Here is a 19,826-nt window from a genome sequence, read left to right on the forward strand (position 1 = left end):
CGGAAGCGGCCCGGAAAGCGGGAGCTACGGTGAGGCTGCCCTAACAACAGCAGGTCAGTGACCTGGAGTAGCGGAGGAACCCCCCAGCGTGGCACACACCAGGATCGCGGCCCTGCTCGTCGCCGCACTCGCCCTCGGCGCGTGCGGCCAGGCGGAGACCCCCGCGGACAAGCCCGCAGTGGCCCAGGGTGGCTCGGAGTTCGGTCAGGCGGGCCGCAAGAGCGCCGGCTTCGGCACCGACGCCCGACCGGGCCAGTTCCCCCGGACGATCAAGCACGCCCTGGGCGAGACGGTCATCGAGGAGCGCCCCGAACGGGTGGTCGTCCTCGACGGCGGCGAACTCGACAACGTGGTGGCCCTGGGCATCGAGCCGGTCGGCGTCGCCTACCCGGACGGCGCGCCCACGATGCCGACCTACGTCGGCGACAAGGCGGGCGCCCCCGAGAACGTCGGCGGCATCACCAGCCTCAACCTGGAGACCATCGCCAAGCTCCAGCCGGACCTCATCATCGGCTCCCAGCTGCGCGCGGAGCAGCAGTACCCGAAGCTGTCCGAGATCGCACCGACCGTCTTCGCCGTCCGACCGGGCTACACCTGGAAGGACAACTTCCGCCTCAACGCCGCGGCGCTCGACCGCGTCGAAGAGGCCGAGAAGCTGATCGGCGACTACGAGGCGCACGCCAAGCAGGTCGGCGAGACCATCGAGCGCGAGGCGGGCAAGCGCCCCACCGTCACCATGCTCCGCTTCATGCCGGGCAAGACCAGGCTCTACGCCGAGAAGTCGTTCATCGGCACCATCCTGATCGACGCCGGCATCCCCCAGCCACCGGCGAGCCAGGCGGACGACCTCGCGGTCGAGGTCAGCACGGAGCAGATCAGCCAGGCCGACGCCGACTGGATCCTCATCGGCACCTACGGAGACCAGACCAAGACCGCCCAGCAGCAAGTCCTGGGCGGCCCGCTGTGGCAGACCCTCGGCGCGGTCAAGGCGGGCCAGGCCAAGCCCGTGAGCGACGAGACCTGGTTCCTGGGTCTGGGCGTCCTGGCCGCCGAAGAGGTCCTGACCGACCTGGAGGAGACCCTCGCCGCCGGCTGACCACCCCGACCCGGTGACCTACCGCCCGTACAGCACCCGGACCAGCCGGAGCACGCGCCGAATGGTCCGGGACCCCCGGTCGTAGGTCATCGGGTTGAGCATCGCGGCGAACCGCTTCCGGGTGACGGCGTGGGCGTACGTGAACTCCCGCAGCCCGTCCTCGCCGTGCACGCGTCCGAACCCGGAGTCGCCGACCCCGCCGAACGGCAATCCGGGCACCGACGCGTAGGCCAGGACGGAGTTCACGGACACCATGCCGCACCGCAGCTTGTCCGCCAGCTCCTCGCCCCGGTTCCGGGAGAACACGGAAGCACCCAACCCGTAGGACAGCGAGTTGGCCTGCCGGACGGCCTCGTCCGCATCCGCGACCCGGTTGATCACCAACGTGGGCCCGAACGTCTCCTCCACGGCCGCCTTGGCATCAGCCGGCACGTCCACCAGGACCACCGGCTCGACGTACGGCGCCCGGATCGACTCCAGCCCACCCACGACCGCCCGCGCCCCGCGCTCCAACGCGTCCGCGACGTGCGACTGGATGATCCCGACCTGCGCGGGCATGGTGATCGGCCCGAAGTCGGCGTTCGACTGGCCACCGGGCTTCAGCTTCGACGCCTTCTCGGTCACCAGCGCGACGAACTCGTCGTACACGGCCCCGGCCACGTAGACCCGCTCGACGCCGGCGCAGGTCTGCCCGGCGTTGAAGATCCCGCCCCACACCGCGCCATCGGCCGCCGCCCGCACGTCGGCGTCCTCGGCCACGATCATCGGGTCCTTGCCGCCGCACTCCAACAACACGGGGGTCAACGAGGCCGCACAAGCCGCCATGACCTTCTTGCCGGTCGGCGTGGACCCGGTGAACGCCAGCTTGTCCACCCCGGCCGCGCACAACGCGGCCCCCGTGGCGCCGAACCCGGTCACGGTCTGGAACACCGGGAACTCCGGCACGACCTCACCGAACGTGGACGCCAGGAACACCCCCACCCCCGGCGTGAACTCGGACGGCTTGAACACCACCGCGTTCCCCGCCGCCAACGCGTACGCGATCGACCCCATCGGCGTGAACGCCGGGTAGTTCCACGGCCCGATCACCCCGACCACACCCAGCGGCCGGTACTCCAGCGACGCCGAGTGGTTGTACATGAGCATGCCGGGCGAGATCCTGCGCTTGCCCAGCACCTTCGGCGCGTGCTTGGCCGCCCAGTGCAGGTGGTCGATCACCAACGCCAACTCGGTCCGCGCGTCGTCGGCGGACTTCCCGGTCTCCGCGCTGATCAACGCCTGGAGCTCGTCCAGCCGTTTGACCAGCACCTTCCTCCAGGCGTCCAGCCGGGCACGCCGACCGTCGAACCCGAGCCCGGCCCAGAACGCGGACGCGTCACGCGCCATCCGGACGGCTTCCCGGACGTCGTCCTCCGACGCCACGGGGTGGTGGCCGACGACCTCGCCGGTGCGCGGGTCCAGCGAGGCGAACCGCTGCCCCTCGTCCTCGACCCGTGCCGGAGTGGTGGGAGCGGTCTGCGTCATCGGGCCCTCCAAGCACGTACACGAACGCGGGCGTTACTCGACAGTAACGGGTAACTCCGGATGATGTCAGCCCCCGGCTGAGAGCCCACCCACCCCGACCGGCACCCGCCGACCCGGCCAACGCACCCGATCAGGCCTTCGGGATCTTCCCCACCAACGCCTTGGCGAACGCCACAGCCGTGGCGCACCGGTCGAACTGCGAGTCCTTCGGCCCGGCCGACTTCACCTCGACGACCTCGCCCTCGTTGTCCTCGCCGACCAGCTGTACCCACTTGACCTCGCACGACGGGAACGCCGTGACGCTGTCCACCTGGTAGCCGGTCACCCCGCCGCCCAGGTCGACCTCGGTCTGCTTGTCGTCGAAGTCGCGGTCGCGCGGAACGAACGTGGCGCGGAAGTCGAGCGTCAGCTCGCGGTCGTCACCCACCCAGGAGCAGTTGTGCAACCCGTACGGGTACAGGCGGTGGTCGGCGCCCACCGCGGCGTCGATCGCCGCCTGGTCCGGCAGCACGCAGGGCTCCAGCGTGATCAGCGAGCCCTTGGCAGGCGTCCGGGTCGGCGCGTCGGCCCTGATCCGCTTGACCACCGACTCCGCGACCACCCGGCCGGGCGTGCACGCGTCGCCGTCCTCGTAGCCGATCTGCACGGTGATGCCCAGGCCCGGCTTCTCCTGGGTGATCACCGAGACGAAGCAGGCGCTGTTCTCCAGCGTCTGCTCGTGGCTGCGCAAGCCGGCGAGCTGCTTGTCGGCGTTCTTCAGCTCCGACGTCATGGTCTGGCCGAGTTCGACGGTGACCGCGAGGTCCTTGCCCGCCTTGTCCTTCATGAAGTTCGAGCACCTGCTGAACCCGCTGCCCGACCGGCGCCCCGGCGTGCCGAACTGCTTCAGCACCTCTTCGTCCAGCAGCTCGCAGGGGTCGATCAGGCGGACCTTGTCCGGCGCGAACACCGGTTCGACCGGTTCGCCGCCCGGCGCCGGCGTGCTGCGGGACGTCCCGGTCGGGTCGGACACGTTCTCCGCGTTCGCCGGGATGGTGGTGCGCGGAAACCTCTGCTTGGCCAGATCCGTGCCGGCGCAGCCGGCCACCAGGAGGATCGCGCTCAGGACGGCGACGAGACGGTGCACGACGTGCACGGTAGCGACCGACTGCGCCATTCGGGGCGAGAACCCTGTGTTCGCCCTCACGGCGACGCTCGGGAACGATTCAGAAGATCGACGCGCTGCACCAGGTGACCCCGATGGAACCGACGAGAGGAGCAGCGCGTGCGCACCCGCATCCGACGCGCCGTCCAGTGGCTCGACACCTGGACCGTCGAGGCGTTCAACCCGGTCTACCCCCCGCGTTGATCGCCCGGTCCCCGGTCACTCGGTCCCCACAGGGGCCGGCCCGCCCAAATCGGGATCCTCCGGGTCGGGCACACCCGGCTCCGGCACGATCACCGGCCGCAACGCGGCCCAGCCGGCGAACAGCACCGACAGGACGATCATCCCCACCCCGGACCACAGGTTGATGTTGAGCCCGTCCGCCTTCGCCAGGTCGGACTCCTCCGTGAACCCGAGACCGACCACCAGCAACACCGCGCCGAAGATGGCGAAGAGCAGCGCGATCACCAGTCGCAGGTCGAACAGACCGGCCTTGTGCGCCATGACGACCTACCCCTCAGCCGAAGATGATGTTGAGCACGAAGGTCAGCGCCAGCACGCCGATGCCCAGCAGCAGCGGCGACCGGTACCACCCGGCGTCGTCACCGGTGGTGGAGTGCATCCGGTCCTCCTTGGGCGTCATGCTGTAGACCAGCCCGACCAGCCGTTCCTCCGGCACCGGCCGGGTGAACAGCGTGACCACCACGCTGACCACGATGTCGACCGCGAACGCCGCGCCCGCGCCGATGAAGCTGGCGCCCTGGCCCGGCAGGTCCAGCACGCCCGTCTCCGCGAGCACGAACACCGCCACCGCCGCGACCGTGCCCGCGACCAGGCCGGCCCAACCGGCCGCGGCCGACATCCGCTTCCAGAACATGGCCAGGATGAACGTGGCGAACAGCGGCGCGTTGAAGAACGAGAACAGCGCCTGGATGTAGTCCATGATGTTGCCGTAGCCGGCCGCGAGGAACGCGGTGCCGATGGCGACCACCGTGCCGCCGATCGTGGCCAGCCGGCCGACCCGGAGGTAGTACTCGTCCGGGCGGCCCTTGCGGACGTAGTCCTGCCACAGGTCGTACGTGAACACGGTGTTGAAGCTGGACACGTTCGCCGCGACACCCGCCATGAACGACGCCATCAGACCCGTGATCGCGATGCCGAGCATGCCGTTCGGCAACAGCTCACCGATCAACGCGGGCAACGCGTTGTTGTAGGTGACCCCGCTGGAGTCGTCGCCGGCCTTGAGCGCCACCATCTCGGGCACGACCAGCGCCGCGATGATGCCCGGAATGATGATCACGAACGGGATCAGCATCTTGGGGTACGCGCCGATGATCGGCGTGCGCCGGGCAGCCGACATGCTCTTGGCCGACAGCGCGCGCTGCACCTCGGCGAAGTTCGTCGTCCAGTAGCCGAACGACAGCACGAAGCCGAGGCCGAAGACGATGCCGATCACGCTCAGCACCGGGTTCTGGATGCCCGTCAGCTCGGTCGCGGGCCACGCGGACAGCTGTTCGGCCCCACCCGGACCGCCGGTGACCCGAGCGACCAGACCGTCCCACCCGCCCACCTTGTGCAGCCCGACGATGGTCAGCGGCAACAGGGCCGCGATGATCACGAAGAACTGCAGCACCTCGTTGTAGATCGCCGCCGACAGGCCGCCCAGCGCCGTGTAGGTGAGCACGATCGCCGCCGCGATGACCACGGACAGCGGGATCGGCCAGCCGAGCATGAGGTTCAGCAGGAACGCCAGCGCGTACAGGTTCACGCCCGCGATCAGCACCTGGGCCGCGGCGAAGCTGATCGCGTTGACCAGGTGCGCGCCCTTGCCGAAGCGGCGGCGCAGGAACTCCGGGACGCTGCGGACCTTGGAGCCGTAGTAGAACGGCATCATCACCAGGCCGAGGAAGACCATGGCCGGGATCGCGCCGATCCAGTAGTAGTGCACGGTCGCCATGCCGTACTGCGCGCCGTTGGCCGCCATGCCGAGCAGTTCGATCGCGCCGAGGTTGGCGGAGATGAACGCCAGGCCCGTCACCCACGCGGGCAGCGAACGGCCGGAGAGCAGGAAGTCCAGGCTCGACGAAACCGATCTGCGGGCCAGGAAGCCGATGCCGAGCACGAACACGAAGTAGATCGCCAACAGGCTGTAGTCCAACAGACCGGCGTCGAGCCTGAGATCCGCCTGGGCCAGCACGGGCACCTTCGCCCACCTCCCCGATCACACCGTCTCCGACACTGCCGGACACCATCGATCACCACCGCACAGCCGCTCAAGCCGACGGTAGCGGACCCCGGTGTGGCTTGCCGGTATGAATTACCCCCGGCTAAACCCCAGGTGCGGAGAGGGTGAGCGCCACTCCGGTGAGGACGAACGGCGTCTCGGCGTAGATCGGCCCGGAGGTGGCGCCAATGGTGAAGTGGGTGCCCGGAGCGGAATCGCCGAACGAGTCGGGCACGCGAACCGGGACCCCGGCGAACCGCCCGGCCGCGTCCGCCGTGGTCTCACCGACCTGGAGTCCGTGGAAGGTGAACAGCACGCGCCCGAGCGCCGGATAACCCTCACCGCTGAGCCGGACGTCCCCACCGGCGTGACCGGCCAGGGGCTGCGCCGCGAGACGTGCGGCCGCCGGAGCGGCGGTGGAGCTCATCGGCGTGACCACGGGTAGCGGAACGGGCTCCTCCCCGGCGCAGCCGGCCAGCACCAGGGCGAGCACCACGACCAGGACCGGCGCACCGGGTCTTCGCACGCACGCCTCCAAGCCCGTCGACGGGAAGTCAGCGTATATCGCCGGAACCGACCTGCCACGCGGCCGAACGGCCTCCGCCGGCCCGCACTTGTGCGGACCGGCGGAACCACCCTCAGAAGGGCCAGTCGGCGTTCCGACCGCTCTCCAGCAACGGGATCATCCGGAAGGCCTGGTCGGTCAAGCCGCCGAACGCGTGCCGGTCACGTCCACCGCTCGGCGCGTGGCCGTGCCGGTACCCGGCCAGGTTCCACGTGTACAGCGGCACGTGCCCGGGCAGCGCCTGGTGCACGTCGCCCTCGTCGGACTGCTCGTCGGTCAGGATCACCACGCGGTCGTGACCGGCGTAGTGCCGGCGCAGGGCCCCGGACGTGTCGGTTCCGCCGCCGAGGAAGTAGCCGTCGGCCTTCCACCGGTCGACCGACCGCAGCAGCGACTCGCCGGGCCGGACGGGGAACACCATCGTCCTCGCGCCGGGCGGGTCGCTGGAGTAGTACTGCGAGGAGCTGAACGACACCACGTCGGCGTCCGCGCACCGCAGACCGAGGGCGATGCCGAACACCGCCGCCGCGTCCCAGCGCATCAGCGAACCGTCCCTGCTGAACCCCGCCTGCATGGAGCTGGACGTGTCCGCCAGGACCAGCGTCCGGCCGCCCAGCGCGGGCACGTTGGCGAGCGACTGCGCGATGGCACGCTCCAGCGCCCACGCCCACCGCAGCGACGGCGCCGCCCGGTACGCCGACAGGAACCGCATCGGCAGCTGCCGGGACCGCGCCACCTGCTCCGGGTCGGCCAGCCGCGCCGCGACCTCCGCGGCCACCTCGTCCGAGACGCCCGCCTCGTCGAAGTTGCGCAGGTTGCGGAGTTGCGCCATGTACCCCATCGACGGGACCAGCGCCTCCCACACGTCGGCGGTCATCGGGCCTTGGAGCCACCCGGCGACCGACTCCCACGTCATGCCCGCGTCGCGGAGGGTCGACCTGACCGCGTCCCGGTCCTGCCGGAACAGCGCGCGCCGCTGCTCCGCCGGCCACGCCGTCAGCTCCGCGCGTGCACGCAGCACGCCCAGCGACGCCGGGACCGGGTCGGGGCTGCCGTGACGGCGGTCGAGGGCGTGGGCGAACAGGTCACCCTGCTCGCGGTCGACCGGCGAGGGGTGCACGAGGTTGAGCACGTCGCCGAACCGGAAGCCGCGGGCCTCCGAATCCCACTTCACCAGCGCGCGCTCGTCGTACAGCCGCCGCACAGCGTCCCCCACGCCGCGCTTGACCGGCTTCGGCAGGGCCCGGCCGTGGCGGGAGGTCCAGTAGGCCAGGAACTCGCCGGGCTCGTCCGCGCGCTGGAGCACCGAGTCCACGACCTGCCGGGACATGCCGTGCTCACCGGCGTCCAAGCGGGCCTTGACGAAGTGCGCGGCGCCGACGAGGGACGCGGAGCGCATGTTCGCGTCACCGCGCAGCCACGCCAGGAACCGGGCCGTCCACCCGGGGTCGGCGATGGTCACGGCACGCACCAGCTCGGCGTAGCGGTCGTCCCGCTTGTCCGAGGTCTCGTAGAAGGTCTCCTCGCCGACCATGTTCGCGACCGAGAGCAGGAACAGCTCCGACCGCGGGTCGCGCGCGTACCCGGCGCCGCCCTCGTGGGTCAGCCCACTCGGCACGGACTCGGACACGACGGGGCTCGACACCAGTGGGCGGACGTGCGCGGAGTTGAACTTGCTCATTGCTCGGCCTCGGGATTCCTGAGGGAGCGACGACAGCCTCACACGTGCCCGAGATCGGAGTCGGCGAAGGCACGATGGTGTCCTGGGCCGCTGGACGACACCGACCACCGGTCGGTGGCGGGATTCGAACCCGCGTCACCCCTTGGGAAGAGGAAGTAGCCCCCGCCTGCGCACCGGGCACGTGTGGAGTTGGGTGCTCCCGAGATCAAACCGGTCGCGCGGTGGAATTCTTATCAGGAAGTAGCCGCAAGACCTCGCACCGGGAGTGCTGGGGAAGCCTAGTCCGAGCCGGGCACGGATCAACCTGATTTTCAGAACAACCGGAACTCGTCCGACTCGATCCCGCGCAGCACGTCGTAGTCCAGCACGACGCAGCGGATGCCGCGGTCCTCGGCCAGCGTGCGCGCCTGCGGCTTGATCAGCTGGGCCGCGAACACGCCCTTCACCGGCGCGAGCAACGGGTCCCGGTTGAGCAGTTCCAGGTACCTGGTCAGCTGTTCCACGCCGTCGATCTCGCCGCGCCGCTTGATCTCCACCGCGACCGAGCCGCCGGACGCGTCCCGGCACATCAGGTCGACCGGGCCGATCGGGGTCGGGAACTCGCGGCGGACCAGGGTCCAGCCCTCGCCGAGCGTGGTGACGTGCTCGGCCAGCAGCTTCTGGAGGTCGGCCTCCACACCGTCCTTGACCAGGCCGGGCTCCGGGCCCAGCTCGTGCTTGGAGTCGTGCAGCACCTCGGCCAGCGTGATGATCAGCTTCTCGCCCGCCTTGTTCTGCACCACCCACATGTCCGGTTCCTCGATCAGCCAGCACGGCGGGCTCATCCAGTTCAGCGGCTTGTACGCGCGGTCGTCGGAGTGGATCGACACCGAGCCGTCCGCCTTGATCAGCAGCAGCCGCTGCGCCATCGGCAGATGGGCGGTGAGGCGTCCGACGTAGTCGACTTTGCAGCGAGCGATGACGAGGCGCACGGCGGACAGGCTACGGGGTGCGGGGCCTGATCCACCGGCAGGTACCGTCGGCCGACGTGTCACCCGGTCGTCGTTGGCACAGGGAGAGTGATCGTGGAAACCCTCGGATCGCGTGAGGTGTACGCGAACCAGTGGATGGTGGTCCGGGAGGACGCCATCGGGCGCGCGGACGGCACCACCGGGATCTACGGCGTGGTGGACAAGCCGGACTTCGCGCTGGTGATCCCCATGGACGGCGAGCGCCTGCGGCTCGTCGAGCAGTTCCGCTACCCGTTGGGCCTGCGGCGCTGGGAGTTCCCGCAGGGCACCGCGCCGGACCGCGCCGACGTGGACCCGATGGCGCTGGCCGAGCGCGAGCTGCGCGAGGAGACCGGGTTGCGGGCGGGCAGGCTGGTGCAGCTGGGCGTGCTCGACGTCGCGCCCGGCATGTCGAGCCAGCGCGGCCGGGTGTTCCTCGCCACCCACCTCACGGAGGGCTTCCACGAGCGGGAGCACGAGGAGCAGGACATGCGCTCGGCGTGGTTCCCCCGGGCGGAGTTCGAGGCGATGGTCGCGCGGGGTGACATCACCGACGCCCAGTCGATCGCCGCCTACACGCTGCTCCTGCTGCACGAGAACGCGCAGCCGTGAGCGAGCAGCCGTGAGCGAGCAGGTGGACGAGGCCGGTGCCGTGAGCGGACCCACCGCCGTGCGGGCCGAGTTGGTGGAGCTGACGTCCGCCGGTGTGCTGGCGTGCGCGGACGGGTTGGCCGACGTGCTGCTGGACGTCGTCGAGGGTGGCGCGTCGGTCGGTTTCCTCGGTCCCCTGTCGCGCGACGAGGCGGTCGAGTGGTGGCGTGCGCTGGCCGCCCCCGTGGCCAACGGCGTGCTGGTGTTGTGGGTGGCGCGGGACGGGGAGCGGGTGCTCGGCACCGTCCAGCTGAGGTTCGCCGCCATGCCCAACGGCGCGCACCGCGCCGAGGTGGCCAAGCTGCTGGTGCACCGCGACGCCCGGCGGGCGGGCCTGGGACGCGCGCTGCTGGACGTGGCCGAGCGTGCGGCGGCGGAGCGCGGCGTGACCCTGCTCGTCCTGGACACCGAGACCGGCTCGGCCGCCGAACCGCTCTACCGGCGGGCGGGCTGGACGGAGGTCGGCGTCATCCCGGACTACGCCACCGACCCGACCGGCGTGCCGCGGCCGACGACCGTGTTCTACAAGCGGGTGGGATAGCTCCCCCGGTCAGGTTCCGCGCCGGTCAGGTTCCGCGCCGGTCACCTTCTGGCCGGTCACCTTCTGGCCGGGCAGCACGTCGAGTGGGCAGATGTCCGTCTGCCCGCTCGACGTTCCGGAGGGTTCATGTCCGCCGTTCACGTAGTCCTCATCGTCCTCACGATCGTGGCCAACGCCGGCATGGCCGTTGCCGACTTCCTGGAAGCGGACTTCGTCCTGGCCAACTCGGCCGCGGTCGACGTGCCCCGGCACTGGCTGCCCGCTCTGGGCGCGCTGAAAGCCGCCGGGGCCGCCGGTCTCCTCCTCGGCCTGCTGGGGGTGCCGGTCGTCGGGGTCGCGGCGGCGACCGGGCTGGTGGCGTTCTTCGTGGGCGCGATCGTCGTCCACGTGCGCGCCCGCGCCTTCCGCACCATGACGTTCCCCGCCGCGTACCTCGTCCTGGCCGTGGCCTCGCTGGTGATCCAGACGGGATGATCCGGACGGGATGATCTGGACGGGATGATCCGGACGGGGGTGAGCTAGTCGGACCACACCGCCGGGCGCTTCTCCAGGAACGACGACATGCCCTCCTTGGCCGCCGGGGTCTGGGACGCGGCGGCCATGACCTCCAGCGCGATGCCGTACGCGTCGGCTTCCGGCCGGTCCAGCTGGGCGTAGATCGTCTGCTTGCCCAACGCCTTGCCGGCCCGGCTGCCCCTGGTGGCCCGGCGCATCAGGTCGCCCACGGCGTCGTCCAGCTCCGCCAACGGCACGACGCGGTTCACCAGGCCCCACTGCTCGGCGGTCCGCGCGTCCACGGTGTCACCGGTCAGCGCCATCTCCATCAACCGCTTGCGCCCCACGGAACGCGCCACCGGTACCGCGGGCGTGTGGCAGAACCAGCCGGCCTTGCCACCGGGCAGGGCGAACCCGGCCTCCTCCGCCGCCACCGCCAGGTCGCAGGACGCCACCAGCTGGCAGCCTGCCGCCGTGGCCAGGCCGTGCACCCTGGCGATCACCACCTGCGGCACGGACTCGATGGTCCGCATGAGGTCCGTGCACAGGGTCAGCAGCTCGCGCACGCCCTCCAGGTCTCGTGCCGACACGTCGGCGAAGTCGTGCCCGGCGGAGAACACCGGCCCTTCGCCCGCGAGCACCACGCCCACCGCGTCGGTCGCGGCGACCTCGCGGAACGCGGTCAGCAGCTCCGCCAGGTGCTCGGCGGACAGCGAGTTGCGCCGGGCGGCGCGGTCCATGGTGATGCGCACGACGTCGTCCGTGCGATCGACGCGGATGTGCTGGTATTCGGCCATGTTGCGACCGTAACCGGCCGTGCAACCACCTGCCGGGGAACTGCCGTCCAGTCGGTATGAGACTTCGCCTGGTGGCCGTCGGGCTGCTGCTGGCGGGCTGCGCCGGCACGCCGTCAGCGGTACTCCCCCTCGATCCCGGCGCGCCCACCGCGCCCGGCGCCCCCACCGCGCCCGCCCCGGTCGACTTCCCGGTGCACGCCGTTCCCCGTCCGATCGTGCTGATCGGGTCACCGCCGGCGCAGGTGGAGTCGGTCGGGAGCGAGGACGAGAAGGTGGCGGCGGGCGGCGGGCGCTTCGCGTTCACCGGTGCGGAGCCCGCGACACCGGGGCCGATGTCGGTGACGCTGCCCGACGGTCCGGCCACGGTGCCGCTGATCGGCGTGCGGGAGGCGGTGGACGCGATGTCCGAGGACGGGTCGCAAGGCCCGCCGCTGGAGCTGGTGAGCGCCGAGCTGGGCACGGCGGGGTTCCGGACCGACCGTGGAGAGCTGGAGCTGCCCGCGTGGCGGTTCCGCAGCGCGTTCGGCAGCGTGTGGGCGTGGCCGGCGCTCACCCCGGACGCGTTCTGGAAGCTCGGCGAGGTCGGTGCCTCCCTGCACCACGCGGTTGCGTTCGACGGGGTGGAGCTGGTCGTCCAGCTGCCCGACCCGGGGCCGCCGTGCCCCGGTGAGGAGCCGGCCGTCAGCGAGCCCGTGGTGACCGAGGGGGCGGCGTTCGTGACGGTCGGCCTGCGGACGACGGGCGGCGGCGGCACCTGCGCCCGTGACGCGATGTACCGGAGCAAGCCCTACCCGGTGAAGCTCAAGGAGCCCTTGGGCGCCCGGCTGCTGGTGGACGAGAGCAACGGCGTCATCCCGGTGGCGATGCGCTGACCCCGGTCGGGCTCGGGGCAGCTGCGGCACCGCCGGTCAGGAGGCTGCCGGTACTCGGAACGTGCGGCGGTAGGCGTCCGGGGTCACGCCCAGTTCGGCGCGCAGTCGGCGGCGGAGGTTGGTGGGGGTGCCCAGGCCTGAACGCTCCGCCACGCGGTGGACCGGGAGGTCCGTCGTCTCCAGCAGGCGTTGCGCCAGTCGCACCCGCTGCACCCGGAGCCACCGGCCGGGGGTGCTGCCGGTCGCGGCGAGGAAGGTCCGGTGGAAGGTCCGGTCGCTCATCCCCGCGTGCGCGGCCAGGTCGGCGACGCCGATCGGCGTGCCCAGCCGCCCCACCGCCCAGTCCACTGTGGAGGCGATACCGGCGCGGTCCGGTCTGGTGGGCAGGGGCGGGTCCACGTACTGGCGTTGGCCTCCCTCACGGGTCGGCGGCATCACCAGGCGACGGGCCAAGGCCGCGGCCACGTCAGCACCGTGCGCCCGGCGCACCAAGTGCAGGCACAGGTCCAAGCCGCCGACCACACCCGCCGACGTCAGGACCTCGCCGCCATCGGTGAAGAGCACGTCCCGCACGACACGCGCGCGAGGTGCGGCGTCCTCCAGGGCGTCGAGCAGCCGCCAGTGCGTCGTCGCCTCCCGACCGTCCAGCAACCCCGCCGCCGCCACCGTGAACGCGCCCGAGCACAGCGCCGCGACCGTGCCGGAGAACGACCGCAGCGCGCGCACGGCCGCGGGCGGCACCGGCGCGGACGGATCGACCCGACCGGGCACCACCACCAGGTCGCAGTCGGCCAACCCGGCCAACCCGTGCGTCGCCGGAATGACGCCCACCGGCTCCACCGGCGTCGCCGCCCGCCCGGGAGCGCAGAGCCGCAGCGTGAACGGGCCGATGCCGCTGTCGGTCCGGTCGACGCCCCACACCTCGCTGACCACCGACACGTCGAACATCCGACTTCCCGGCAACACCAGGACACCGACCGCGCGCATGGCAGGAAAGTACCTCAACGCGCCGGATCTGCCACTCACGTCCCAGGCCATGTCGGACGCACAGTTGCGGCATGACCGCTTTGATCCTGATCGACGTGCAGCGCGGCTTCGACGACCCGTACTGGGGCAAGCGCAACAACCCCGACGCGGAGGCCAACGTCGCCCGGCTGCTGGCCTCGTGGACCGGCCCCCTGGTGCTCGTCCGGCACGACTCGACCACGCCGGGCTCACCGCTGCGCCCCGGCCAGGACGGCAACCGGTTCAAGCCGGAACTCGACCTGGCCGAGCCCGACCTGGTGTTCGCCAAGAACGTCAACTCCGCGTTCCACGGCGAGGTCGACCTCCACGCGTGGCTGACAGCCCGGCGCATCACCGACATCGCGCTCGCCGGCGTCCAGACGAACATGTGCGTGGAGACGACCGCCCGGGTCGGCGGCAACCTCGGCTACCGGGTGGAGGTCGTCCTCGACGCCACGTTCACGTTCGACCTGGAGGACCTGACCGCCGACCAGCTCGCCCAGGCCACCGCCACCAACCTGCGTGGCGGTGGCTTCGCCGAGATCGTCTCGACCGACGACCTCGTCTGAGGCGCTAGAGGCCGTGGACCGACCGCACCACGGTCACGATCTCGTCCATGATCCGGGTCAGCTCGTAGTCCTTCGGCGTGAACACCCGCGCCACACCGCGTTCCCGGAGCTTGTCGGCGTCGTCGGGCGGGACGATCCCCCCGACGACGACCGGCACGTCACCGGCGCCGGCCGCCCGCAGGCCGTCGACCACGGCGGGCACGACCTCCAGGTGCGAGCCGGACAGGATCGACAGGCCCACCACGTGCACGTCCTCCTGCACGGCGGCGGCGACGATCTGCGCGGGCGTGAGGCGGATGCCCTGGTAGACGACCTCGAAGCCGACGTCGCGCGCCCGCACGGCCACCTGCTCGGCGCCGTTGGAGTGCCCGTCGAGCCCCGGCTTGCCCACCAGGATCCGCAGCCGCTCGCCCAGTTCCTCACCGGTCGCCCGCACCCGCTCGCGCACCCGGCCGATCTCGGCCCCGGCCTCACCGGACGCCGACGCGGCCGACACACCGGTGGGAGCCCGGTACTCGCCGAACGTCTCGCGCAGCGCCGACGACCACTCCCCGGTCGTCACGCCCGCGCGAGCACACGCGATGGTCGCCTCGACCAGGTTCCGATCCGTCTTGGCCACCGCGCGCAAGTCGTCCAGGGTGGACTTCACCAGGGCGTCGTCGCGCGAGGCCTTCCACTCCCGGAGCGCCTCGACCGCCTGCTGCTCCACCACCGGGTCGATCTGCAGGATCGAGTCCGCGCCCTCGGTCTGCAACGGCGACGGCTCGGTGGTGGCGAACTTGTTCACGCCCACCACGACGTCCTCACCGGACTCGACCCGCCGACGCCGGTCCGCCAACGACGACACCAGCGCCGACTTCATGTACCCGGACTCGACGGCCGCGACCGCGCCGCCCATCGCCTGCACGCGGTCGATCTCGGCCCGCGCGCCCTCGACGATCTCGTCCACCTTGGCCTTGACGACGTGCGAGCCGTCGAAGATGTCCTGGTACTCCAGCAGGTCCGTCTCGTAGGCCAGCACCTGCTGCATGCGCAGCGCCCACTGCTGGTCCCACGGCCGGGGCAGGCCCAGCGCCTCGTTCCACGCGGGGAGCTGGATCGCACGGGCGCGCGCGTCGCGGGACAGCGTCACGGCCAGCATCTCCAGCACGATCCGCTGCACGTTGTTCTCTGGCTGCGCCTCGGTCAGCCCGAGCGAGTTCACCTGCACGCCGTACCGGAACCGGCGGTGCTTGGGCTCGGCGATGCCGTACCGGTCGCGGGTGATCTCGTCCCACAGCTGGACGAACGCCCGCATCTTGCACATCTCCTCGACGAACCGCACCCCGGCGTTCACGAAGAACGACATCCGGGCGACGACCTCGCCGCGCCGTTCCTCGGGCACCTGGCCGGAGTCGAACACCGAGTCGAGCACCGCGATCGCGGTCGACATCGAATACGCGATCTCCTGCACCGGCGTCGCGCCCGCCTCCTGCAGGTGGTACGAGCAGATGTTGATCGGGTTCCACTTGGGCACGTTCGACACGGTCCACGCGACCACGTCGGTGATCAGCCGCAGGCTCGGCCCCGGCGGGAACACGTACGTGCCGCGGGACAGGTACTCCTTGATGATGTCGTTCTGCGTGGTGCCCGCGAGGGTGGCGCGGTCGGCGCCGTGCTCCTCGGCCACGCTCACGTACAGCGCGAGCAGCCACATGGCCGTCGCGTTGATGGTCATCGACGTGTTCGCCTCACCCATCGGGATCTGGTCGAACAGCTGCCTCATGTCGCCGATGTGGCTGACAGGCACGCCGACCTTGCCGACCTCGCCCCTGGCCAGCTCGTCGTCCGGGTCGTAACCCGTCTGAGTGGGCAGGTCGAACGCCACGGACAGGCCCGTCTGGCCCTTGGCGAGGTTGCGGCGGTACAGCGCGTTGGAGGCGGTGGCGCTGGAGTGACCCGCGTACGTCCGCATCACCCACGGACGGTCGCGCTCTCGGTCGGCCGGGTACGGCACGGCAACCTCCTACGACGTTGTTCCCCGTAGCGTACTGACGGGTAACACGGGCCGCGCGTGCCGTTGCTCACTGAATCGAAGCTGGAGGACGATAGCGGGCGTGACCACGCTCACCACCCTCCTGCTGACGGCAGTCGTCTTCGCCTTCCTCGCGCTGGTGCTGAGGTGGGCGTTCGGCAACGACCGGCGGGCCGTGCCCGATTACACCGGAGACGACTTCGGCCTGCTCACCGAAGTCACCGCCGTGTCCTCCCCGGCCGCCGCCGACGTGCTGGCCACACGCCTGCGGGCGGCGCGGATCAAGGTGACCGTGGTCCCGCGCGACGGCCTGCACCGGCTCATGGTGTTCCCCGCCGACGCGCCCGACGCCAAGCTCCTGCTGCGGGAACAGCTGTGGTGACCGGCCGTGGGCCCCGGGTCAGCCGCTGACGCGCTCCACGACCGCACCCAGCTTGCGCAGGTTCTCCACGAAGCCCGGGTAGCCGCGCTCGATGTGGAAGATCTCGTACACCTCGGTCGCACCGTCCGCGCACAGCCCGGCCAGCACCAGCCCCGCGCCCGCGCGGATGTCCGACGCCCACACCGGCGCGCTGGACAGCCGCTCCACCCCGCGCACCACCGCGTGGTGGCCGTCGGTGCGCGCGTCGGCGCCCAGCCGGACCATCTCCTCGATGAACCGGAACCGCGCCTCGAACAGGTTCTCGGTGATCATCGACGTGCCCTCGGACACGCTGGACAGCGCGATCGCGAACGGCTGGAGGTCGGTGGCGAAACCGGGGTACGGCAGCGTCACGAAGTCCACCGACCGGGGCCGGTCGCGCTGCACCACGCGGAAGCCCTCGTCGTCGAAGACGGTCACGTCCGCGCCCGCCATCCGCAGCTTCTCCAGCACCAGGTCGAGGTGGTGGGGGTTCACGCCGTGCACGGTGATGTCGCCGCGCGTCATGACCGCCGCGAACGCCCAGGTGGCGCCCACGATCCGGTCCCCGATGACGCGGTGCTCGGTCGGCCGCAGCGACTCGACGCCGTGCACCGTGAGCGTGGACGTGCCCGCGCCCTCGATCTTCGCGCCCATCTCCTGGAGCATCACGCAGATGTCCACGATCTCCGGCTCGCGGGCGGCGTTGTCGATGACCGTGGTGCCGTTCGCCAGCACCGCCGCCATCAGGATGTTCTCCGTCGCGCCGACGCTCGGGAAGTCGAGCCAGATCTGGGCGCCGTGCAGGCCCTCGGCCTCGGCGACCACGCAGCCGTGCTCGATCTCGCTGTGCGCGCCGAGCTTGCGCAGGCCGGCCTGGTGCATGTCCAGCGGCCTGTTGCCGATCGCGTCGCCGCCCGGCAGCGCGACCACCGCGCGCCGGCACCGGCCCACCAGGGGCCCCAGCACGCAGACGGACGCGCGGAGCTTGCCCATCGCCTCCGAGTCGGCCCGGTGGTTGAGCTCCTTCGGCGTGCTGATCGTGACGACGCTGCCGTCCAGGGTCACCTCGCAGCCCAGGCTGCGCAGCACGTCCGCCATCAGCGGCACGTCCAGGATCTCCGGGCAGTTGGTGATGGTGGTGGTGCCCTCGGCGAGCAGTGCCGCTGCCATCAGCTTGAGCACGCTGTTCTTCGCGCCTACGACGTCGACATGGCCGACGAGGCGCCCACCGCCCTGAACCCGGAAGTGCTCACTCACGTAAGGAACTCCTCGCTCGATGTGCGGGCAATCCTACGGATGGTCTGAATCGTGCCCGTCCGTGGTGGCCCACTGCGGTGTCTACAGTGCTCGGCATGGCCGTGCACCTGACGAAGATCTACACCCGGGTAGGCGACGACGGGACCACCGGGCTCGGCGACTTCTCCCGCGTGCCCAAGACGTCACCTCGGATCACGGCGTACGCCGACGTGGACGAGACCAACGCCGCGCTCGGCGTGGCCCTGGCCCTCGGCGCCTTGGAGCAGGACGTCGCCGAGGTCGTGCGGCAGGTCCAGAACGACCTGTTCGACGTCGGGGCCGACCTGTGCACGCCGATCGCCCCGGACCCGAAGTACCCGCCGCTGCGGATCACCCAGGCCTACGTGGACCGGTTGGAGTCGTGGTGCGACTCGTTCAACTCCCGGTTGGGCAAGCTGGAGTCCTTCATCCTGAACGGCGGCACGCCCGGCGCGGCCCTGCTGCACCAGGCGCGGACCATCGCGCGGCGGGCCGAGCGCGGCACGTGGGCGCTGATCGAGGTCGAGGCGGAGCAGACGAACGTGCTGACCGCGAAGTACCTGAACCGGCTGTCCGACCTGCTGTTCATCCTGGCCAGGGTGGCGAACCCGGACGGCGACGTGCTCTGGCAGCCCGGCGCCAACGCCTGAACGCGGTCAGCCCGCCGCGTGGTCGACCTTCTCGGCGCCGATGCGCGCGATCCGCTCGGCGCCCCAGTCGCCCAACGCGGACAGCGCGTCGTTGAGGGAGGTGCCGTGCTCGGTCAGCGCGTACTCGACCCGGGGCGGCACCTCCGGGAACACCTCGCGGCGCACCAGGCCGTCCTCCTCCATCTCCCGCAGCTGCTGGACGAGCATCTTCTCGCTCACCCCCGGCAGGCCCCGGCGGAGCTGGGCGAAACGCCGCACGCCGTGCTGGTGCAGCTCCCAGAGGATCAGCGACTTCCACTTCCCGGACACCACGTCCATCGCGGCGTCGATACCGCAGAAGTAGGGACCACGTCGGGCCTTCGTCGCCATCTGCCCTCCTCGGACCACGCTTACCACAAGGTGGGTACTGCACTAATTAGTCCGTACTGGTCGAGAGTACCGGTACCGGCGACGATCTAGGCATGACAAACACCTCTGTGAGCGTTCTCGGACTCGGCGAGATGGGTTCGGCCCTGGCGGCGGCACTGGTCGGGGCGGGCCACCCGACCACGGTCTGGAACCGGTCCCCCGGCAAGGCCGGCGTCCTGGTCGACCTGGGCGCCACCGCCGCCACGACGGCGCGCGACGCGGTGGCCGCGAGCCAGGTCGTGGTCGCCTGCCTCTTCGACGCCGCTTCGGTCCACGAAGTCCTCGACCCGGTCGCCGACCAGCTCGCCGGCCGGACCTTGGTCAACGTCACCACGACCACCCCGGACCAGGCCAGGGAGATCGCGGGCTGGGCAGCCGACCGCGGCGTGGTGCACCTGGACGGCGGCATCATGGCCGTGCCGTCGATGATCGGGCAGCCCGGCTCGTCCGTCCTCTACAGCGGGTCGGCCGACGCGTTCGAGCAGTGCCGTCCGCTGCTGGACCTGTGGGGCGAGAGCACGTACTTCGGCGAGGACCCGGGCATGGCGTCGCTGTACGACTTCGCCCTGCTCTCCGGCATGTACGTCATGTTCGCCGGGTTCCTGCACGGTGCGGCGATGGTGGCGGGAGCGGGCGTGTCCGCGACGGAGTTCGCCGGTCGGGCCGCGCCGTGGCTGTCCGCGATGACCGGGGCGTTCGCCGAGTTCGCCGCGGTGGTGGACGGCGGTGACTACACCGTCGCCGGGCAGCAGAGCCTGGAGTTCTCCGACCTCGGCGACATGGTTGAAGCGAGCGCCGCGCAGGGCGTCGGCACCGAGGTGATCGGCATGGTGCAGAACCTGATCCGGCGGCAGGTCGACGCCGGCCACGGCGAGGAGGGCTTCGCCCGCATCTACGAGAGCATCAAGCAGCCCGCCTGAGCA

21 protein-coding genes are annotated in these 19,826 nt (G+C 71.1%); 9 read left to right on the plus strand and 12 right to left on the minus strand.

Features of this window, described 5'->3' with window-relative positions; translation table 11 throughout:
* Positions 1-88: 88 nt before the first annotated feature.
* A complete protein-coding gene (locus ACRAKI_RS30900; RefSeq protein ID WP_447004010.1) occupies positions 89-1,096 on the plus strand; it encodes an ABC transporter substrate-binding protein in 1,008 nt (335 codons plus the stop codon).
* An 18-nt stretch (positions 1,097-1,114) separates the two neighbouring features.
* Here the strand turns inward: ACRAKI_RS30900 and ACRAKI_RS30905 are convergent, their stop codons facing one another.
* The 7 genes from ACRAKI_RS30905 to nucS form a co-directional block, all read right to left on the minus strand.
* Positions 1,115-2,620: an aldehyde dehydrogenase family protein gene (locus ACRAKI_RS30905; RefSeq protein WP_447004011.1), complete on the minus strand. Its 1,506-nt coding sequence runs from the start codon at positions 2,618-2,620 to the stop codon at positions 1,115-1,117.
* Positions 2,621-2,750: 130 nt separating this feature from the next.
* The gene (locus ACRAKI_RS30910) at positions 2,751-3,746 is read right to left on the minus strand and encodes a hypothetical protein (RefSeq protein WP_447004012.1); all 996 of its coding nucleotides are present in this window, start codon (positions 3,744-3,746) and stop codon (positions 2,751-2,753) included.
* A gap of 237 nt (positions 3,747-3,983) precedes the next feature.
* Positions 3,984-4,268: a hypothetical protein gene (locus tag ACRAKI_RS30915; protein ID WP_447004013.1), complete on the minus strand. Its 285-nt coding sequence runs from the start codon at positions 4,266-4,268 to the stop codon at positions 3,984-3,986.
* A gap of 13 nt (positions 4,269-4,281) precedes the next feature.
* Positions 4,282-5,967, minus strand: coding sequence for a sodium:solute symporter family protein (locus tag ACRAKI_RS30920; protein WP_447004014.1), 1,686 nt, complete (start codon positions 5,965-5,967; stop codon positions 4,282-4,284).
* Positions 5,968-6,091: 124 nt separating this feature from the next.
* Positions 6,092-6,514, minus strand: coding sequence for a hypothetical protein (locus tag ACRAKI_RS30925; RefSeq protein WP_447004015.1), 423 nt, complete (start codon positions 6,512-6,514; stop codon positions 6,092-6,094).
* A 112-nt stretch (positions 6,515-6,626) separates the two neighbouring features.
* Positions 6,627-8,234, minus strand: coding sequence for a TROVE domain-containing protein (locus ACRAKI_RS30930; RefSeq protein WP_447004016.1), 1,608 nt, complete (start codon positions 8,232-8,234; stop codon positions 6,627-6,629).
* 311 nt (positions 8,235-8,545) lie between these two features.
* Positions 8,546-9,205 (minus strand): endonuclease NucS, encoded by a 660-nt coding sequence (nucS, locus tag ACRAKI_RS30935; protein WP_447004017.1) that lies wholly within the window; start codon positions 9,203-9,205, stop codon positions 8,546-8,548.
* A 93-nt stretch (positions 9,206-9,298) separates the two neighbouring features.
* Between nucS and ACRAKI_RS30940 the strand changes: the two genes are divergently transcribed.
* The 3 genes from ACRAKI_RS30940 to ACRAKI_RS30950 all read left to right on the plus strand — a co-directional run bounded on the left by ACRAKI_RS30940 (position 9,299) and on the right by ACRAKI_RS30950 (position 10,889).
* Positions 9,299-9,835, plus strand: coding sequence for an NUDIX domain-containing protein (locus tag ACRAKI_RS30940; protein WP_447004018.1), 537 nt, complete (start codon positions 9,299-9,301; stop codon positions 9,833-9,835).
* A gap of 10 nt (positions 9,836-9,845) precedes the next feature.
* Complete coding sequence (locus tag ACRAKI_RS30945; RefSeq protein ID WP_447004019.1) at positions 9,846-10,415, plus strand: N-acetyltransferase family protein; 570 nt, start codon at positions 9,846-9,848, stop codon at positions 10,413-10,415.
* A 126-nt stretch (positions 10,416-10,541) separates the two neighbouring features.
* On the plus strand, positions 10,542-10,889 hold the full coding sequence (locus tag ACRAKI_RS30950) for a DoxX family protein (RefSeq protein WP_447004020.1): 348 nt from the start codon (positions 10,542-10,544) through the stop codon (positions 10,887-10,889).
* A 44-nt stretch (positions 10,890-10,933) separates the two neighbouring features.
* On the opposite strand, the gene ACRAKI_RS30955 is transcribed toward ACRAKI_RS30950, so the two are convergent.
* A complete protein-coding gene (locus tag ACRAKI_RS30955) occupies positions 10,934-11,707 on the minus strand; it encodes an enoyl-CoA hydratase-related protein (protein WP_447004021.1) in 774 nt (257 codons plus the stop codon).
* Positions 11,708-11,763: 56 nt separating this feature from the next.
* Here ACRAKI_RS30955 and ACRAKI_RS30960 point away from each other — a divergent pair, with 56 nt between their 5' ends.
* Entirely contained in the window at positions 11,764-12,579 is an 816-nt protein-coding gene (locus ACRAKI_RS30960; RefSeq protein ID WP_447004022.1) for a hypothetical protein, read from the plus strand.
* Positions 12,580-12,615: 36 nt separating this feature from the next.
* On the opposite strand, the gene ACRAKI_RS30965 is transcribed toward ACRAKI_RS30960, so the two are convergent.
* Entirely contained in the window at positions 12,616-13,566 is a 951-nt protein-coding gene (locus tag ACRAKI_RS30965; protein ID WP_447004023.1) for a GlxA family transcriptional regulator, read from the minus strand.
* 71 nt (positions 13,567-13,637) lie between these two features.
* On the opposite strand from ACRAKI_RS30965, the gene ACRAKI_RS30970 reads away from it, so the two are divergent.
* Positions 13,638-14,153 carry a cysteine hydrolase family protein gene (locus tag ACRAKI_RS30970; RefSeq protein ID WP_447004024.1) on the plus strand — a complete coding sequence of 172 codons (516 nt, stop codon included), beginning with the start codon at positions 13,638-13,640 and terminating at the stop codon, positions 14,151-14,153.
* Between the two features lie 4 nt (positions 14,154-14,157).
* Here the strand turns inward: ACRAKI_RS30970 and ACRAKI_RS30975 are convergent, their stop codons facing one another.
* Positions 14,158-16,149 (minus strand): protein meaA, encoded by a 1,992-nt coding sequence (locus ACRAKI_RS30975; RefSeq protein WP_447004025.1) that lies wholly within the window; start codon positions 16,147-16,149, stop codon positions 14,158-14,160.
* Positions 16,150-16,249: 100 nt separating this feature from the next.
* Here ACRAKI_RS30975 and ACRAKI_RS30980 point away from each other — a divergent pair, with 100 nt between their 5' ends.
* Complete coding sequence (locus tag ACRAKI_RS30980; protein ID WP_447004026.1) at positions 16,250-16,549, plus strand: hypothetical protein; 300 nt, start codon at positions 16,250-16,252, stop codon at positions 16,547-16,549.
* Between the two features lie 18 nt (positions 16,550-16,567).
* Here ACRAKI_RS30980 and murA read toward each other — a convergent pair whose 3' ends face one another.
* Positions 16,568-17,827 (minus strand): UDP-N-acetylglucosamine 1-carboxyvinyltransferase, encoded by a 1,260-nt coding sequence (murA, locus tag ACRAKI_RS30985; protein WP_447004027.1) that lies wholly within the window; start codon positions 17,825-17,827, stop codon positions 16,568-16,570.
* A gap of 95 nt (positions 17,828-17,922) precedes the next feature.
* On the opposite strand from murA, the gene ACRAKI_RS30990 reads away from it, so the two are divergent.
* Positions 17,923-18,495, plus strand: a complete 573-nt coding sequence (locus ACRAKI_RS30990; RefSeq protein ID WP_447004028.1) for a cob(I)yrinic acid a,c-diamide adenosyltransferase — start codon at positions 17,923-17,925, stop codon at positions 18,493-18,495.
* Between the two features lie 6 nt (positions 18,496-18,501).
* On the opposite strand, the gene ACRAKI_RS30995 is transcribed toward ACRAKI_RS30990, so the two are convergent.
* On the minus strand, positions 18,502-18,864 hold the full coding sequence (locus ACRAKI_RS30995) for a winged helix-turn-helix transcriptional regulator (RefSeq protein ID WP_447004029.1): 363 nt from the start codon (positions 18,862-18,864) through the stop codon (positions 18,502-18,504).
* A 92-nt stretch (positions 18,865-18,956) separates the two neighbouring features.
* On the opposite strand from ACRAKI_RS30995, the gene ACRAKI_RS31000 reads away from it, so the two are divergent.
* Positions 18,957-19,823 (plus strand): NAD(P)-dependent oxidoreductase, encoded by an 867-nt coding sequence (locus ACRAKI_RS31000; RefSeq protein ID WP_447004030.1) that lies wholly within the window; start codon positions 18,957-18,959, stop codon positions 19,821-19,823.
* Positions 19,824-19,826 lie beyond the last annotated feature (3 nt).

This window comes from Saccharothrix isguenensis (assembly GCF_052936305.1).